This window comes from Neobacillus sp. 204 (assembly GCF_046562815.1).
GTDB lineage: Bacteria > Bacillota > Bacilli > Bacillales > Cytobacillaceae > Neobacillus.
Genome location: NZ_JBJORY010000001.1, coordinates 770,656 through 791,272, shown reverse-complemented (window position 1 = coordinate 791,272; position 20,617 = coordinate 770,656). Strand labels below are relative to the sequence as shown.

4 protein-coding genes are annotated in these 20,617 nt (G+C 39.0%); 1 reads left to right on the top strand and 3 read right to left on the bottom strand.

The genetic code is table 11. The annotated features are described in order from the left end of the window. Position 1 precedes the first annotated feature (1 nt). Positions 2-1,432, bottom strand: coding sequence for a spore germination protein (locus ACJ004_RS03605; protein WP_410891145.1), 1,431 nt, complete (start codon positions 1,430-1,432; stop codon positions 2-4). A gap of 267 nt (positions 1,433-1,699) precedes the next feature. Between ACJ004_RS03605 and ACJ004_RS03600 the strand changes: the two genes are divergently transcribed. Continuing rightward, positions 1,700-2,920 carry a helix-turn-helix domain-containing protein gene (locus ACJ004_RS03600; protein ID WP_410891144.1) on the top strand — a complete coding sequence of 407 codons (1,221 nt, stop codon included), beginning with the start codon at positions 1,700-1,702 and terminating at the stop codon, positions 2,918-2,920. A 97-nt stretch (positions 2,921-3,017) separates the two neighbouring features. Here ACJ004_RS03600 and ACJ004_RS03595 read toward each other — a convergent pair whose 3' ends face one another. Next, positions 3,018-11,261, bottom strand: a complete 8,244-nt coding sequence (locus tag ACJ004_RS03595) for a S8 family serine peptidase (RefSeq protein ID WP_410891143.1) — start codon at positions 11,259-11,261, stop codon at positions 3,018-3,020. Positions 11,262-11,756: 495 nt separating this feature from the next. Next, positions 11,757-19,934 (bottom strand): S8 family serine peptidase, encoded by an 8,178-nt coding sequence (locus ACJ004_RS03590; RefSeq protein ID WP_410891142.1) that lies wholly within the window; start codon positions 19,932-19,934, stop codon positions 11,757-11,759. Positions 19,935-20,617 lie beyond the last annotated feature (683 nt).

The window sequence follows — 20,617 nt, the reverse complement described above, 5'->3', positions numbered from 1 at the left end:
GTCACCCCTTTGAATCTCCTATTCTCGTCTCGTCTTGAGACAAGCTTTCCTTCGGGCGTTTTTTCAAGCTCCTGATCGGACCTCTAAAAAGCGTATCCTTGATGAAATCGCCGCTAATTGACGAGTGATAGTACGGAATACCCATCGTGTTTATTCGAGCCAAATGCGTCAGCACTATAAGGAATGCCAGCATCAAGCCAATCAACCCGAAAATAGCTGCCATGATGATAAACGGGAAATATAATAATCGGGCTGTTAGTCTCATTTCGTAAGAAGGAATAATAAAAGAAGCAATGCCTGTTAGCGAGACTACAATCACCATCATATTGGAGATCAAATTCGCCTGAACGACGACGGTACCGATGACGATACCACCGACGACTCCGATCGTATTGGAGATCGAGCTTGAGAGTCGTACAGTAGCCTCCCGCAGGATTTCGAGTATGACCAGCATCGTTATCGCTTCGAGTACGGGTGGCATTGCGATGTATTGCATAGAGCTTTGCAATGTCAGTGCGATTTCGAACGGCAAAACCCGGGGATCGAAGGTGACAAGGGCCACGTAAATCGCGGGCAAACAGACCGCCATTAAGAAGCTGATGACCCGCAGAAACCTTAGGGAGCTGCCAAATAACCAGCCGACTTGGTAATCGTCCGGGCTTTGCAAAAACGCCCAAAACGAAACCGGAACGATCAGGCAATCTGGCGAACCGTCGGTCAAAATCGCGATTTTCCCATCCATCAGGTAAGATCTTACCCGGTCGGGTCTTTCGGTTACGAGTAATCTCGGAAATATCGAGAATTTTTTATCTTCAATCAACTCTTGTAGAAAACCTGGTGCTTCGACGTAATCAATGTCGATACTCGTAATCCTTCGATCAAACTCCTTTAAGACATCTTCGTTGGCTAACGAACGTAGGTAAAGAACGGCGACTTTTGTATTCGACCTGCGGCCAAGCTGATAGAACTTTACGACAAAATCGGGAGTCGGGATCAGCTTACGCATCAAATTGAGGTTCGTGTCTAGGTTTTCGATCAACGCTTGGTTGGAACCCCGCATTACCCGTTCGTTTATCGGAATGTTTACTGCTCGTTCTTTGTTAAGTTCGGTTCCAAGCAAATAGAGCTTCGCCTGGCCTTCTAGTTGAACCACCGTCTTTCCCTCAACCAGTGCATTTGAAGCAACTGAAAGAAGATCTGTCTCGCTGTAGTCTAGAATGGACACTGCTTCACGAACGCTGACGCCTTTGTTGCTTAGCAAAGGGCGGATAATATGGTCTTGCACCACGGCAAGCTCAATCATTGTATCCAAATAAAAAAGCCTATAGTGTCGGTCACCGGCCACGAAATCGCACGATTTGAAGTCTGAGCTTTGGAATAGCATTCCTTGCAACGACTTCTCGTTTTTATCTAGAGATCCGTCGGCTTTCATTAAATGTTCCTCTTTTCTCCAAATCGGAAAGTTTTACATATTTTACCCTCAACTTCTTTTCCTATTCCGTTTCAAAGCTAATAAAATGAACTTTTCGCTACATCGAGTGGCACCTTTATTTTTTGGATATTTCATTTGAATGTCTTCTTAAGTATTACTTCACAAGATACTCCATTTTTCTAAATGTACTTAATATTTTGAAGAATGTAGAATGTTATCTGGTAAGTTGTTTTTTTATGGGCAAATTGGCCAGGGGGGCTATTAGTTATGTATGAAGGAAAAATCATCAAATTTTATCGTGAAAAATACAAACTAACACAAGAACAATTAGGGAAAAATATATGTTCAATCACACATATTAGTAAAATTGAATGTAATCAAACAACATACTCAGCTGAAATCATTACTTTATTATCCAAGCGGCTTGGAATAAATATGGAGTTGGAAGTAAAAAAACTTAAAAATATTAAACAGCACTTAACTCATTGGCAGGACGCAATTATTATGCAATTATTTGAAGATATGGAACAAATTAACAGCGAGCTCGAACGAGAAGAATTGATTGAAATCTCAGAATATAAACTTATGTATCAGTTACTTCGGGCAAGATATTTACTAATGAATAATAGGCCGCATGAGGCAATTAAAACTATAAAAAAAATACAAAAAATAGAAAACAAATTAACCCCTTATGAGAGTAATCTTTTAAAACATGTTTTAGGTATCTATTATTTAGAAAAACAGGATTTCCTCAAAGCAATTCAAACATTAAAAGAAATACAAAATGAGAGTTATAATAATTCAGAATATTACTACCACCTAGCAATAGCTTATTGTACTATACAATCGCCCGTTTTGACCTATTATTATGCAGAAAAATCCCATCAATTCTTTAAAGATATGAATAACTATCTTAGAGTTATTGATGCAGAAATGCTTATGATCATACAAGTTGAAGATGATGATGATAATGAAGAAATCATATACCGATTTAAAAAATTAATTAAAAGCTGTGAATTATGTAATGCCCCTGATCGAAAGGCAAAAGTGTTGCATAACTTAGCTGCTGAATACAACCGAAGAAAAAATTATGAGCAAGCAAGTGAGTTTTATAAACAATCTATGTCCCTTAAGAATCCAGAATCTCCTGTCTATTTACTTTCTTTAGAAGGATTTATTCGCAGTTCGTTTGAGGGGGATCTTATTGCAAATGATCAACTAATACAACAAGCAGAGGATGGATTAATGATTGCAATTAGAATAAAACAATTATTATACATCCATCTATTTAAACTTTTGATTTATTTATTAAAATTTAAAGAAAAAGAATATCATCAATATTTACTCAATAAAGCATTACCTATGTACATTAAATCTGGATATACCTATTTGATAAAGCGTTCTAAAAAGGAATTATTTCATTATTATGCTAATAATAATTTACCGGATAAAGCATTGGAAATGGCACACTTATTAATCAACGCTTAAAAACTTTATTTAAGTCTGGAAGGAGGATGATTCATCCTCCTTTTTCTTTTTGTAAAAAAATATCCTTGAAAAAATATTCAGGGATATTTCTCGTTTCTTATTTACTAACAGTTACTTTTGTCGCATCGCTTTCGTTGCCAGCTTCGTCTTCCGCTGTTACGTAAAGGCTTGAGCCTACTTTTTGTTTGTCTATGGAAACTGCGAAATTACCATATTTATCCACAATTCCAGTTCCAATTATTTTTGTCCCAATTCTTACATAAATCTTAGTTCCTGGTTCAGCAGTACCTGTTACTAATGTAGTTGTAGAAGTCACTTTTTTCACAATTGGTGCTTGCGGAGCTGTTTTGTCAATCGTAAATTTCACGGTTGTTACATTACCGGCAGCATCTGTGACGACTAATGTATAGGTTCCTTCTTTTTTAACAATAGTTCCACTTGGTACTGGTGTCCCATTTAATAATCCACCTAATTCATTAAAGGAAAGGGTAACATTTTTATTATAGAAACCATTGTTTACTACGCCAACTACAGTTGGAGCCGTTTTATCAATAGTAAACTTAATAGTTTTTGCGTTACCAGCCGCGTCCGTTACCACTAATGTGTGATCACCCTCGCTAGTAATCTTCGTTCCGCTTGTGAAAGCTTTCCCATCTAATGTAGCTGTTGCTTCATTAAATGTAATGGTAACATCTTTGTTGTAAAGCCCATTGTTTTCTACACCCGTTGCCCATTTTGCGTAAAGAATAACGTCGCCTTCAACTTTATCTGTCGCAAAATTCCATGCCGTTTTACCGGCAGCATCTTTATACCAACCAAGGAATGTATAACCAGTTCTTGTTGGTGCTGTTGGTGCTGTGATTTTAGTGGTATAATCTGCTGTCTTACTCTCTACTAAGCCTCCATCTTGTTTATCAAAGATAACCGTGAATTTATGAAGTGACCATTTTCCATAAATTGTTTTTGCAGAATAGATTGAGTTTGTGAAATCCCAAGGAATTGTACATGCCTCATCTGCGAACCATGTTAAATCATAACCATAAACAACTGGTGGTGTTATTCTACGTGATACATTTTGGTCTTGTACTTCAAAAGGAGCATCACTTGGAAGTACAAAATGCACATTATATCCATTAACCACTTTTTGGATAACCGTTACATCCGCATAATCTTTTGCACTTATACTGATAGTGAAATCTCTTACTTTTGTGAAAAGACTCTTATCTAAAGTAATCGTTTGTGAAGCCGTATCTACTTTGTATTTAGTTCCGTCTACAGAAGACCCATTAACCGTTATACCGGCAATGGCTTTTGCCCAGTCTGAATCACTGAATTCAAGTGTCATATCATTACCAACACTGTTATTAGTAGAATCTGGTGAAACAAGAGATCCTGCTAAAGCATATTTGGCATAAAGAGTCATTGGTTTTGTAACAATATTATCAAAATCATATAGAGTGGTTAATTCTTTATCCGTATACCAGCCGTAAAACTTATAGCCGATCTTTGTTGGATCTGCTGGCTTCGTGACACTTCTATCTACGATTTGAGCTGCAATAGAATCACTGCCATTTGATTCAAACGTTACCAAATATCCGATAACTTGGTCCGAAACCAGTGCATCCATATAATTTTCGGATTTAATCACCACATTTACCTTTTGTCCCGCTGTGAATAGGGAATGGTTAAGTGTGATCGCACCGTCAGTAATGGTGTAATCGATATTAGCAACTAATTGTTTTGAGCCAATCCAAACTTCTTTAATATTATTTTTCCATGTTCCGTCATCTGTGAATGTTAACGTAATATCACTACCCACCGTGTTTCCAACTTTATCCTTCGAAACGGTTGGAGGGGTTTTAATCCAACTTAAATAGTAAGTTGCATTATCAGTTAGCATAACAGGTCCATTATTAATTGGTGCGAATTGTTCCTTTGTACCAGCACTATCAAGATAAAGATATGGACCGACTCCTTGAATACCTTTTGATATATGTGATGAAGCAGGGACCATATTTGGAGCAGCGGCTTTACCATTGACAAGTGTATCGGCAAAGTATAAGTCAGTTGGACTAGTTAGCGTTCCGCCATTTAAGTCTATATGACGTCTATAACCAAGTCTGACATCAGTAAATTCTGCTGTTTCACCAGATTTTGCTGTAATGGTTATCTTGTAACCTTTAATAGCAGTTAATATGCTCGGAGCTGCACTAAAGGCAAACTTTTCAGTCGGATGTGCATTTGCATAGCTTTCTGTAGCAGTTGTAAAAGTAAGGGTTCCACTACCATCTGGGTTAGGTAACAAGTTGTATGTACTTGGATCTAACGTATAAGTAGTAGGTGCTGAAGCTGAGTTTCCATCACTATTGATTTTATAGTAAGTTGCCTCGATTTTTGAAATATTATCTTTTCCAGTTAACCAAGGTATGTTCGCTAAATAGTCTGGAAAGGTGATTTTAAGGTCTTCTTCACCAAGCACCGAGCCAATTCCGCTTATTGATCCATTCGTTCCGTCGAACTTCAAACCATTCGGTTTTGTTTTATCGACAGGTGAATAGTTTTGTGTAAAAGCCATTTTCCATTTCCCATAGACTTTCACGTCTGCACTTACTGGGACAGGGTACCTAGGATCCCATAAAATTGTACAAGCTGGATCCGTATACCATGCTATAAATTTATACCCCGGTCTTATAGGAGTTGGATTAATAAAGGTACCAACAGAATTAGTAATATAATCAAATCTAGAAATTCCAAGAACTGGGTCGAAATATTGAATTTTGGTTTTTCCTGGTTGGTATCCAATCGCTATTGGAGCTATTGGAGCACCACCTTGAGTATCGAAAGTTACCCCATAACCAACAGCTTGTCCAGCAGTTCCTGATGCGTCCAGACCTACTGTTTTTTTCGGATAAACCGTACTATCAGCCCCAATTGAGTCGATTTCAAACATATACTGCTGAGGCAACCAGTTAGTTCCCCCTGGATTGATAGCTGCAGTTGCAGTAGCAGGTGATGTATTCGTTTTAAATAAATCTTTATTAAACGTAATTTTTCCAGGTTGACTAATGTCGTAATATTTGTTTCCAGTAGCTGGATTTATCAAATTCGTAATATCGACACCAGGTGTCCAGTTTGAATGTTTAACTACGATTTTATCGATACCATTTCGCCAGTTTGCATCATCTGTAAAGTCAAGGGTTAAATCCTGTCCAATATGTGCTTTTGCTGGATCTGTAACCAATGAAATCGTAGGCGTCACAATCGGTATATCCTTAATTGAAAGACTTACCTTTACATCTTTATAGCCAGTAGCAGTAATCGTAACAACGGGATTACCTACTGTCGTAAATAATGACCCAGGCAATGTAATTTTAGATGGAACATAGATCATTGCTCCATTTGCAGGATTGACAGATACATAACCTGCTGCGATAGTAACATTACTTGTTACATCTGTTGTACCGATTAGGACTTTCTGAATTGCTTTTCTCCAAACGACATCATCTATCATTACAGGATGACTTGGTTGTATTGAAATGCTCGCACCATTTTTTAATTCAGGCAAAGTAGGAAGTGTCCCTACAGGCGTTTGTCCTGGACCCGCAAAATTTAATGCCTTTCTGATTTCTTCCAGACCATCACCATTTTTTAGGTTGAACGTTTGAACCACTGTATCATATACAGAATCTGGATAAGTAGGTGGAATATATTTACCCTTATCTGATTTGATTGTTACGTCGCTTGGCAAAGTAAGCTGTGGAGTTGGAACTGTTATACCTGCTACTATTGCACTTTGATTCACTTTCCCAAAGTTTTTGAAAATGTAATAGAAATCATTGTAGTTGATATCACCATTTGTTGAGGTCCAACTAATATCTTGATCTCTATGTGTGTTAAGGAAGGCTGCTTTCTCAGTAGCAGGGTTATCAGCTGCTTGTTTAAGAAAATTAAAATCTGCATAAGTTTGGACTTCCGCAAGAAGATCTAACATATCAATGACGTTATCCCCATTGACATCTCCAGCTAATAATACCGGAATTACATTCGGCATATCGTAAATGGCTCCAGAATGATAACCATACTTGTTAGTACCAATTACAGGTGTTGTCGCATATCCCTTGAAATGTCCAGGCATATACGTTTCCATCTTATATGGTTCATTGCTTAAATTTGCTGTAACTGCATAATTTGGTTGTATAAACTGATAATCCACTGTGTTACTTGGAGTGGTAGGCTCATCTGTTTTAAATGTTGCACCAGATGAATTAATTAGAGTTACTTTAGCACCTGATGCCACTGGCGTACGACCGTAACTACTTCCAACACTATAAGTTGAGAACGATTCAGCAGCCATACGACCTCTAACCGTTGATTTAGACTGTCGCACGCTAGGGACATTTGTCGGGAACGCCGCAACCTGAGTATCTGTACCTGACAAAGTTAAACTTGTGTGTAGAAAATAGCCAAGCGGTCCAGTTACTGTACTATCGGATGTATAGGTTACATTTGCTTCTAAAATGTTCATATCCTTATCAAGAGCACCAGCTTCACTAATTCCAGATATTGTGACATTTGCTTCCGTGCCATAATATTGAACTTTTAATATATTAGTAGGGTCAATACCTCTGCTGATTAGATAGTTTTTATACTCTTCTGTAAGTTTGACGTTGCTATATGAATATATACTTGAACCTTCTCCAGTAAAGGTAAATTTACCACCTGTCATTCCAACGCCATTTTTCGTTGCGATGGTAGTTTTGAATGCTTTATGATCATCCACTACCAGCTTACCTTCACTTCCTGGTCCGGCATCTACACCATCAGAATTTGTATATGTTAGATATGGAGTACCTTTTTTGATGAAGTAATACGTCTGATTAGTTGATTCGACATCAGCTGCACCAGAATAATCACTTGGGTAAATCCAAAATTGGCTACCCATTTTCGATTGTAAATCCTCAGCAGTCACTCCAAAATGGAAACGACCTTCCGCATCTGTGTCAAAGATTGCTGTTGGATAACTATTATCTTGATATCCCCAAACATGGTTCAACCCTTGGTCTACAGGCACAGGTGTCTTACCATCTTTAGGACTTATTATCGATGTATCACCATTATTTTTCATGACGTCGATGTTAGAATCAAAGACTTTACCATAGAATCCTTTGATCTCTTGTCCCGGTTGGTATCCTGTAGGGTCGAGTTCATAAATTCCTGGCTGTGAATCTGGGGCCATTGTCATAACTGGCTTTGTAGTGTCTACATAGACTGTGTCTTCTGCTGTGAATTTTTTTCCAGTTTCGTCAGTCGTAATCATTTCAAGAGAATAAGCACCTTCTGTCATTACCTTTGCTTGTGATGCGAGGCCCGAAGGATCATAATTCCCGTTAAATGGCTTTGTAAATGGAAGATACTTCCCACCAGTAAGTAATAATATAGAGTACATGACACCAGGGTTAATTTCACTAGCGCCCACTAATGTTTGAGCCACACCTAAATATTTTCCATCCTTATCTTTTAATACAATAAACAAGTTTTTCATTGTACCATTAACAGAATAATATGCCAGTGATGTTTCATAAGGCGTATCGATGTTATAATTTCCTGTGATTGAAGTTGGCAGTGTAAACGACTTAGCGATTACTTCAAAATCAATTCCTTTTTCTGCTACAGTGATGGTGAAAGGGATGCGATAAGACTCCGTTGAGTCAGCCGCATTTACAAGATAAATATACCCCTCGTAAGTTCCTTCTAATGAGTTAGACGGTACCGTAATGGATGCAGTTGCTTTAACGGTACTGCCTCCGTCAACATTTAGGGATGTCACGTTTGTTCCACCAGCAGTAAAATCGATCTTGACATCATTTCCTGTTCCAGGACCTACTGGATTTGATCCAACAAATTTTGATGTGATAAATTTTGTACTTACGTTAAATGTTTTACTGCTAGCACCTTGATTTGATACGTTAAAATCTTTTGATTGAATCACATCATCAGAGCCGTTTGTTGCACCTTCTCCTCTACCTTTAAAGCCGAAGGAAATGCTTCCTGTAATGTTATCTACCTGATGAATTGTGCTTGGATCTGTATCATAGGTATTAGTTTTATCTAAAACTTGAATCTTAACATCTGCATTAATAGCACGAGTAGGATCAACACGTCCTGCACCGACTTGGTATACGCTATAAGTCTTTGAATCTGTGTTAATATCCTTCGCTGTATTCATTAAAGACGTCTTAACGTCAGCCGGACTATAATCAGGATGAGCAGCGAGAACTAAAGCGATAATACCTGCAACGTGAGGTGTTGCCATTGAAGTACCAGACATAATCTGATAGCCATACTTATAATCATGTGTTGTATTGTCTTGCGGCTCCCAAATGTCGTATGGAGCTGTGGATGAAATGTCAACGCCTGGAGCTACAACATCCGGCTTGATCGTCCAATCTCGAACTGGTCCTGCTGAGCTAAAGTTTGCCAATTCATCCCCGTTTTTATTGATTGGCGCATCTAGGGTAGTCGGAAATGTAATGGTTGCATTGTTAGGATCTTTCGTAATGGCATCTGAAAGCGCTTGACCTTGTGCTTGAGTCAATGAAACAGAATAAACATTATCTATGCTTACGCCTAAGAAGGTTTGTATATATCCTTGTGTAGCTGCATCATCATTATTATTCCAGATAATCATACCTGCAGCGTGAGCATTATGAGCATTTGCCATTTTTGTCTGTAAAAACTCCACTCCACGGTGCACGAGAGCAATTTTACCAGACATATCTTTACCAATGTAATCTGCCGCACTACCTAAACCGACATCAACAATTGGTAACGTCTGTCCTTTATAAGCATCGTCTGCTTGTGCGAAGTTTTTACCAAATAAACGAGCTTGATAAGGGTTTGAACCATTCTTTAAAGTCATCACTGGAATGTTTTCTGGGAACGTACTTGCCCCAACGGTGATGGCTAGTGCCGAAGTTCCTGGAGAACCTACAGTAGCTTGACCCGGCCCAGAATTCCCTGCTGCAACTGCACACACAACACCTTGTAAAGTAGCATTGTTGATCGCGATGCTCGTTGGGTAGAGTGGATCATTAATCGATGCACCAAGTGAAAGGTTAATGACATCCATATGATCTTTCGTTGCTTGGTCAATCCCATTTAATACTGAGTCCGATGTACCGTGTCCACCTGGTCCTAAAACACGATACCCATATAGATCAACATTTGGCGCTACACCATTTGCTGAATAGGTTGCATTATTATTTGTCGTATTTGCTGCAATGGTCCCCGAAACATGTGTTCCGTGAGAAGTGATATATTGCTTATAATCCGTAGGAGGCGGGCCTGCAAGTGGATCTGGATTTGACTTTGCATTTACCCAATCAGTATACACTGTTTCCATTGGGTCAAGGTCATCCACAAAAGTTATATTGCCATCTACATCGACTGTATAATTGGCAAAGTCATGTCCGCCTTTATATACAGCCTTTAAATCAGGGTGATTGTAATCAATACCGGTATCCAATACACCGACCTTTATTTTTTGGCCAGCGCGAGGACCTGATTTAATAATACCTGTATGGCCAGCGGCTTGAAGTTTATCAATTCCTAAAAATGAAAGTCCTGGTGTAGAATTGCCTACAAAGCCATTAGTCTCTGTAGCCTGTGCTGAGTTTCTTAATTCTTCAGGAGCCTCGACTTTTTCTACAGGCCAAACAGATGCAATTTCTGAGTTTTCTGCAAGTGTTGATACTAGGTTTGCAGGTAGTGATAAAGCTACTCCGTTAAATGCATCTGAATATTCTCTCTTAATACTCATAGTACTAGGTTCTTTTTGACCACCGACTATTTTAGTCTTAGGTTGATTATTCATCATTTGAGTTTTAAGTTGATTATTCACAAAGCTTTTAAATGTAGCGTGTGAATCTTTAACCTTTTTTTGTGCATCCGAATATTCGCCAGCAAAAGCTTGGCTATTTAGTGAAGCTCCACCTTTTGCCAATGATTTCTTTATGATTTGTACTTTTGCTGGATCAACCTTAAATTGAACGATAACATTAATATTTTTTGAACTACGCAAATCTTTTGGTTCCACATGGATTTTTTGCGAATTTTCTGCTCCAGTGAGCTTATTAATGTTTGCTTTTTGCTCAGGAGTTAGACCGTCAAGAATACGGTTTACTTCTTTTGCATTAAAAGTTTCACTGGACGGACTTTTCTGACTTGGGTTTTCAGCTGCTTGTACGAATGTTAAACTCTGAGGCAGTGCAAAGTTTAACAGCATTGCAATCAACATAGAGATGGATAACATTCTCTTTTTTTGTCTCATTCTCTTACTCATTTTAACCCTCCTTTTATACTATAAAACTATGAGCAATCTAATAGATGATCTACTTGCTCATACTATTGCAAAATATTAAGTATTGATAATTTTCTTAATACTTAAATGTCCTCTTTCAGTTTAATAGGATTCATATAAAACGTACATTGGGGGAATTTATCCTTTTTTGAATCGACATTTTTCTTCCCAAAAAACAAATTAATGGGTTTATTGCTAATAAATTGTAGAATTTTCGGTAATTGCGGAATAGTGTCGACTAAGAAAAGGAAGCCATGCTAAATAAATGAAGTAGATTGCTGCTTTATTTGGGGGAATATTATAAAATCTCAAAAAATTGTCGAAAGAATATTGATTTTAAAAAAAATAAACTATCAAATTACTAAAATATTTTTCGGATGTCTTTTATTTTTCCATGCTCTTTTTTTAAAATGAATACTCTTCATTTTTCAATGCACAAAAATATCCCTGAAATTTTTCAGGGATATTTCTTGTTTCTTATTTACTAACAGTTACTTTTGTCGCATCACTTTCGTTGCCAGCTTCATCTTCCGCTGTTACGTAAAGGCTTGTGCCTACTTTTTGTTTGTCTATGGAAACAGCGAAATTACCATATTTATCTACAATTCCAGTTCCAATTATTTTTGTCCCAACTCTTACATAAATCTTAGTTCCTGGTTCAGCAGTACCTGTTACTAATGTAGTTGTAGAAGTCACTTTTTTCACAATTGGTGCGTTCGGAGCTGTTTTGTCAATCGTAAATTTCACGGTTGTTACATTACCGGCAGCATCTGTGACGACTAATGTATAGGTTCCTTCTTTTTTAACAATAGTTCCACTTGGTACTGGTGTCCCATTTAATAATCCACCTAATTCATTAAATGAAAGGGTAACATTTTTATTATAGAAACCATTGTTTACTACGCCAACTACAGTTGGAGCCGTTTTATCAATAGTAAACTTAATAGTTGTTGCGTTACCAGCAGCGTCCGTTACCACTAATGTGTGATCACCCTCGCTAGTAACCTTCGTTCCGCTTGTGAAAGCTTTGCCATCTAATGTAGCTGTTGCTTCATTAAATGTAATGGTTACATCTTTGTTGTAAAGCCCATTGTTTTCTACACCCGTTGCCCATTTTGCGTAAAGAATAACGTCGCCTTCAACTTTATCTGTCGCAAAATTCCAGGCAGTTTGACCTGCAGCATCTTTATACCAACCTAGGAATGTATAACCGGTTCTTGTTGGTGTCGGTGCTGTGATTGTCGTATTATAATCTGCTGTCTTACTCTCTACTAAGCCTCCATCTTGTCGATCGAAGACAATGGAGAATTTATGAAGTGACCATTTTCCATAAAGTGTTCTTGCAGAATAAATTGAACTTGTGAAATCCCAAGGAATTGTACATGCCTCATCTGCGAACCAAGTTAAATCATACCCATAAGCAACTGGTTCTGTGATTCTGCGGACTACGATTCGGTCTTTTGTTGCATCTTTGACCGCTGTAGGAGCGTCACTTGGAAGTACAAAATGCACATTATTTCCATTTACTACTTTTTGGGTAACTGTTACATCCGCATAGTCCGTTGCCTTGATCAGAATCATGTAATCTCTTACTCTTGAGAACAGACTCTTATCTAGCGTAATCGTACGGTTAACTGTATCTACACTGTACTTCGTTGTGTCTACCGTAAGTCCGTTTATCGCGATACTACTAATTGCTTTTGCCCAGTTATTATCACTGAACTCAAGTACCATATCATTTCCTATCGCGTTATCGGTTGTATCTGATGTTACAACAGAACCAACCAACGCATATTTCGCATAAAGGGTAATTGGTCTTGTGACGATGTTTGAAAAATCATACGGTGTTGTTAAGTTTTGATCACTATACCAACCGTAGAACTTATAACCAACTTTTGCTGGAGCAATTGGTTTTGTTACACTTCTGTCTACGATTTGAGCTGGAATAGGATCTCCGCCATTTGTTTCAAATGTTACCGTATATCCGATTACTTGATCGCTCACAATGGCATCTTGATACCCTTCCGAAACAATCGTCACATTGACCTTTTGTCCGATTGTGAAGAGAGCATGGTTAAGAATGATGCTATTACCCGTCATCGTGTAATCTGTGTTTTCTACTAATGTTTTCGAACCGATTTTCACTGCTTTGATGTTGTTTTTCCATGTTCCATCATCTGTGAATGGTAACGTAATATCGCTTCCTACAATGTTTCCAACTGTATCCTTTGAAACGGTAGGTGGTACTTTAATCCAACCTAAATAGTAGTTGACATTATCCATTACTACTATAGGACCGTCTGTAATAGTGGACTTCTTGTCGCTTGAACCAGCTGCGTCCAAATAGAGGTATGGACCAGGTGTCAGATCGCCTTTTGTGACATGTGATGGAACCATTGACATCGTTGGCGCTGACGCTTTTCCATTGATCAACTGATCAGCCAGGAATAAGTCATTTGCATTTTTTAATGTTCCGCCGTTTAAGTCAATATGACGTCTGTATCCTAGTTTAATATCAGGAATCGTCACCGTTTCGCCTGTTGTCGCGGTTAATGTAACCTTATACCCCTTGATATTTCCTAAATTTCCTAATGTTGGCATTTCACTAAAGGCAAACTTTTCTCCTAATGTCGTTTGTCCCGCTTGAACAGCTTGATCATGTGTAGCGGTTTTAAACGAAAGAATACCGTTATTGTTTGCACCAGTTACCAAGTCATAGGTGCTTGGGTCTAACGTATAGGTCGTTGCGTTTGTGTCTGTCGAGCCATCACTCTTCATCTGATAGAAAGTGCTCTCGATTTTAGCAATGTGCGCCTTGTCTGATAACCAAGGGATATTGGTTAAATAGTCTGGGATGTTGATTTTTAAATCGCCTTCTCCAAGAACCCAACCGGTTCCGCTTACTGCTCCATTACTTCCGTCGAATTTCGGCCCATTCGGGTCTGCCTTATCAACAAGAGAATAGTTTTGAGTCGCATTCATTTGCCATTTTGCATAGACGGTTTGGTCTGCGTTTATATTATTTCCAACAATCCACTGAGACGTAGTCGTACCTTCTTTATCAGTAAACCAGCCAATGAAGACATAGCCAGGTCTCGTTGTCGAAGGATTTTTATTTCCACCAATATAAGCGCCGTTCGCAATATTAGCGCCATCTATTTTGGATTTCGCTGGATTGTATCCAACTGCAACCGGACTAACTTGAGACCCACCTTGCGAATCAAATGTAATACCATATCCAACTGCTTGTGCAGCACTTCCATTTGAATCCACACCAATGGATTTAATTGGGTAAATCGTATTATCTGCACCGATTGAGCTGATATTGAACTGATACAACTGAGGTAACCAGTTGGTTCCACCAGGTTCGATCACGGACGTCGCAGTCGCAGGATTCGCATTTGTCTTAAATAATTCAGCCTTAAAGGTAATTTGTCCTGGTACGCTGATATCGTAATATTTATTACCACTACCATCTTTCAAATCTGTAATGTCTACAAGGCCGGAATTCAACGTTTTCACTTTAATGTTGTTGATTCCTTGACGCCAATTGGCATCCTCTGGGAAGGTAAACGTTAAATCTTTTCCTAAATGTGCTTTTGACGGGTCGGTTACCAATGGAATCGTAGGAGTCGGAATGGTTACCGTTGACACCGTAAAGGCTTTTGTTACATTTTGAAATCCAGTCGCCTTAATCGTCACGGTGTAATTCCCGCCTGCCGTGAATAAGGTACCTGGGAACGTAATTTTAGAAGGCATTGTTTGCGCTTGTCCAAGTCCATCAGCATACCGATAAGCTGGTGCGATCGTCACGCTACTTGTTACATCTGTCGAACCTAGCATGACTTGTGTAATCGCCTTTCTCCATACCGTATCATCGACGAATACATTACTAGCTGGCACGATCGAAATTGTTGAGCCATTTTGTAAATCCGTCAACTTCGGAAGCGTTGTTTCATAGGTTGTTTGCTGCGGACCCGCAAAATTAAGAGCCGCCATTACTTCTTTCAACCCATCTCCAGTGTGCAGTTGTACGTTATTCACCATCGTATCCGCTGTAAGCGTCAACTGTGGGTTTCCTACCGTTACTCCCGCATTGATGGCATTTTGGTTAACTGCCCCAAAGTTTTTGAAGATGAAATAGAAATCATTGTAATCGATTCCCCAACCACCTGGATTTTGTGTTGGAATCCAATAGATATCGTAATTTCGGTTTGTTGGAATATTTAACCAGTCTTTTTTGCCTTGCGAACCGAGTTGTGCTTTGTAAGTCGTGTAGGCATTCACTTCAGCCGTTAAGTCGTTCATATCGATGACGTTATCGCCATTCACATCTCCACCTAAAAGGACTGGGAAAAGACCTGGAAGATCTTTGACGGTACCTGAATTATAACCATATTTATTTTCACCAATGACTGGTGTTTGTCCATATCCCTTGAAATGTCCTGGCACACTCGCTACCATTGAATATGGTTTATCACTTAAATCCGCCGTCACGGCATAATAAGGATCGATAAAATAATATTTAATTGAATTATTTGGTGACGTAGGGTTGTCCGTTGTAAACGATTTCCCCTTGTCGTCTGTAACCGTTACCTTCGCTCCTGATTCCACTGTGAACTGAGGATACTCATTGTTTATGTTGTTTCTTTGGAATGATTCCGCCGCCACACGTCCTCGAATAAGAGAAGTGGACTGTCGCACAAAAGGTGTATTCGTTGGGAACCATGCTACTTTTGTATCCTCACCTGACAACGTTAAATTCGCTTTTAAAAATATGAATTCAAATGGCCCCGTAATTGGGTCAGGGTTATCATACGTAACATCTGCTTCGATAATATTCATATCATGGTCTAGCGCAGCTGCTGCACCAATTCCAGAAATGGTTACATCCGTGTTTTTACCGATTTGATAAATCGGATGAACATATGGTTGACCGACCGTTAGAGCATGGTCAACATCATACTGAGACACCCCTTTACTGATGAGATAATTTTTATATTCATCGGTAAGTCGGATATTGCTAAATTTATACACTTGATTATCATTTAGCGTAATGGTTCCACCGGTCATGCCGATACCATAATGTGTTGCAATGGTTGTTTTGAACGGTTTATTTGGATCGACAACCACTTTATCTTCATTTCCTGGGCCTGCATCTACCCCGTTCGATGAGGTTACCGTTACATATGGATTACCTTTTTTGATAAAATAATAAGTCTGTTTCTTCGTATCATAATCATTTTCACCCGAATAGTCGAGTGGATTAATAATAAATTCACTACCTAATTTGTTCGCTACATCCTCAGCTGTGACACCAAAATGGAAACGACCTTTCTCATCTGTATTAAAGATGACAGTTGGATTATAACTATCTTGGTAGCCAAAAACGTGGTTCAATCCTTGGTCCACAGGGACTGGTGTTTCCCCATCTACCGGACTTGGAACAGACGTTTCGCCATTATTTTTCATGACATCCACGTTCGAATCATAGACTGTACCATAAAACCCTTTAATTTCTTGTCCTGGTAGGTACCCTGCAGTATCGAATTCATAAATGCCTTCTTTTGAATCATGGTCCATCGTCATCGTTGGCGGAGTACCGTCAACATAGACTGTGTCTTCTGCTGTATAGCGTTTTCCTTTTTTGTCCGTCGCAATCATCTCAAGAGAGTAAGCGCCTTCTTGTAAAACGGCTATTTTATTTGAGATTCCGGACTGGTCATACGTTCCATCATAGTCTTTCGTAAACGGAAGATAGCTTCCATTAAAAAGGGTGATGATAGGTCCGTAGTGAATACCTGGGGTAAAGTTGCTACCGCTTCGTAACGTGTTCGTAACCCCGATATACTTTCCATCTTTGTCTTTTAACACAACATAGATGTTTTCCATGTCATTATTCACCGAGAACGTATAGGCTGAAAGTCCACCCAATGTCGTCGCTTTGATGTTGACTTTAAACGTATCAATTCCTTTTTCTGCTATTGTAATCGTAAATGGAATGCGATACGTCTCGCTTGCATCCGCCGCATTGACCACATTGATATACCCTTCGTAGCTGCCATCTAATGCGTTCGACGGAACGGTGATGGTCGCCGTTGTTTTCACTGTGCTATTTTTATCTACATTAATCGATGTTGTGTTTGAACCACCGACAGCAAAATCAACTTTCACATCATTTCCTGTTCCAGGTCCTACTTTATTCGATTGCGCAAATTTCGTTGAAAGAAACTCCGTGCTCACCTTAAAGGTTTTATTGCTATCTCCAAGGTTTGCAATGTTGAAGTCTTTCGACGAAACGGTATCATCCGTTCCGTTTGTCGCACCGTCACCACGACCTTTAAAACCAAAGAAGATGCTTCCGGTGATTTGATCAATTTGTGTTAAAACATTTGTTCCATCCACTGATTCAACTGTCGTTGCTTTGTCTAATACTTGGACTTTCACATCCGATTTGACCGCTTTTACAGGATCAATACGACCTGCACCGACTTGATAGACGCTATACGTTTTCGAATCCGTGTTCACATCTTTCGCCGTATTCATCAAAGCCGTTTTCACGTCTGCTGGCGTGTAATCTGGATGAGCCGCAATGACAAGTGCAATCGCCCCTGTTGTATGAGGTGCCGCCATCGACGTACCTGACATGGATTGATACGAAGAAACATAGTTGTGAGTCGCATTTTCTTGTGACTCCCAAATATCATATGGAGCTGTTGACATGATATCCACACCAGGTGCGATCACGTCTGGTTTAATGGTCCAATCTTTTACAGGACCTGTTGAACTGAAGCCTGCTAGTCCATCGCCATCTTTCTTGATTGATTCATCAAGAGTCGTTGGGAATGTAACAGTTGCTTTGTCTGGATCCGCTTTAATCGCGTTCGATAGCGCTGAACCCTGTGCCTGCGTCAAGGAAATCGAATACACATTATCTTGGCTTACACCTAAGAAGGTTGGTATATAACCTTGTGTTTCCGTATCGTCTTGATTATCCCAAATGATCATCGCTTTTACGCCTGCATTATGTGCATTCGCCATTTTCGTTTGCAAAAACTCTCCACCGCGGTGGACAAGGGCGATCTTCCCTTTTACATCTTTTGCTTGGAAATCCGCTGCACTACCTAAACCAACATCGACGATTGGTAAGGTTTGACCTTTTAACGCATCATCGGCATCCGTGAAGCTTTTACCGAATAAGCGAGATTGGTAAGAAGTATTTCCATTTTTGATCGTCATCACTGGGATTTCCTCTGGTATACTACTTGCCCCAACTGTAATCGCAAGTGGTGACGTTCCTGGTGAACCAACTGTTGCAACACCCGGACCGCTGTTACCTGCTGAAACCGAACACGTCACACCCGCTAAAGTAGCGTTGGTAATCGCAATACTTGTTGGGTATAATGGGTCGTTTTGATTTGCCCCTAAAGAAAGATTGATAACATCCATCTTATCTATTACGGCTTGGTCAATCCCTTTTAAAACGGATTCTGATAATCCGGAACCACCTGGTCCTAATACACGATAGCCATGAAGTTCCACATCTGGCGCCATCCCATTCGCTGAAAACACGCCGTTATTATTCGTTGTGTTCGCTGCAATTGTGCCCGAAACATGCGTTCCGTGAGATGTAATATAGTGTTTGTAATCTGCTGGAGCCGGCGCATCGACCGGACTTGGATTTGGATTAGCCTTCGCCTTCACCCAATCCGGATAAATCGTTTCCATTGGATCATGGTCATCCATTAAAACGACATTTCCTTTCGCATCTAGCGTAGGATTGGCAAAGTCATGCCCTTCATAAAGGTTCCCGTTAGCATCATGTGTCACCTTATAAAGGTCTGGATGATTATAGTCAATTCCTGTATCTAATACACCGACTTTTACTTTTTGACCCACGCGAGGTCCTTTTTTAATAATACCAGTGTACCCCTCAGCTTGAAGTTTATCGACTCCCATTAATGACAGTCCACCCGTTGGTTTACCTACAGAACCTGGTTCAGATGTCTGGGATGCGTTTGCTGATTCCGGCACCGTATACTCCACTGATGACCAAATGGAAGCGACTTCAGGGTTTTCCGCTAATTTTTCCACTTGATTTCCTGGAAGCGTTAACGCTACACCATTAAAGGCATCCGTGTATTGTGTTGTGATACTCATTTCCGTTTTAACTTGCTTTCCGCCGACGATTTGTGTTTTCGCCTGCTTATTCACAAAGCTTTGGAATGTGGTGTGAGACTCTTTCACTTTTTCTTTTGCTGCTGCATACTCAGATGAAAAGGTTTTCGCGTTCGCTGTTGCCGCACCTTTTTCAAGTGAATTTTTAATGATTTGGATTTTAGCTGGATCTACTTTAAATTGTACAATCACTTGTACGTTACTTGATTTAAGTAAATCTTTTTGTTTAACATGGATTTTTTGTCCAATATCTGCTCCAGTAAGCTGATTAATGTTTTCTTTTTGCTCATGAGATAGACCGTCTAGAATATGGTTTACTTCTTTTGCACTAAAAGATCCACTGGACAGACTTTTCTGACTCGGGTTTTCCGCTGCCTGTACAAATGTTAAACTCTGAGGTAGTGCAAAGTTTAAAAGCATTGCAATCAACACAGAGATGGATAACATTCTCTTTTTTTGTCTCATTCGCTTACTCATTTTAACCCTCCTATTACTCTATAAAACTATGAGCAACCTAATAGATGATCTACATTTAAATAGAATACATTAGGTGCTCAAATAATTTATATATAATTAAGTATTAATAATTTTCTTAATACTTATATATATACATAGATATTAATTGATATTAGAAGATTCGTACATTGGGGGAATATAGAACTTTTTCAATCGACGATTTTTTACAAAAACACACCATAATTACCAATGATTTACTAATACTGAGAGATTTGTCTGATTAACAAGAAAAATCAATGAGAAAACTAGGATTTTAAGGTTTATATGGGTAAATATGACTATTATAACTTGGGGTAATTTAAGAGATTCGCGAAAAATGTCATATTATTTTTAGGTGTTCCATTTATTACATATAATTTGTATTAATTTTAATGTCAATTTCAGGCAAAAAGTGACATTATGCACCAAAACAGTATGGTGCGAGGATATCGGAGAGTATGTTTATCGAGCGGCTAGACAGCCTATGGCTGCTCCTGTCCAGATGCGACTGTTAAACCGAAAGAAGAAGTTGCCGGTAAGTACAGTACACATTACTTCAAAAGCGATGGAAAGGTTTAAGGATTCAAAAAGTCCTTCTAAATATTAAACAGCATTATTAAAGACCAATTGAAAAAAGCTATCCAATTCCTAAAATAAATAGAAAG

Coding starts and splice junctions, on each gene's coding strand:
- ACJ004_RS03605 (WP_410891145.1), bottom strand. CDS start 1,432: ATGAAAGCCGACGGATCTCTAGATAAAAACGAGAAGTCGTTGCAAGGA.
- ACJ004_RS03600 (WP_410891144.1), top strand. CDS start 1,700: ATGTATGAAGGAAAAATCATCAAATTTTATCGTGAAAAATACAAACTA.
- ACJ004_RS03595 (WP_410891143.1), bottom strand. CDS start 11,261: ATGAGTAAGAGAATGAGACAAAAAAAGAGAATGTTATCCATCTCTATG.
- ACJ004_RS03590 (WP_410891142.1), bottom strand. CDS start 19,934: ATGAGTAAGCGAATGAGACAAAAAAAGAGAATGTTATCCATCTCTGTG.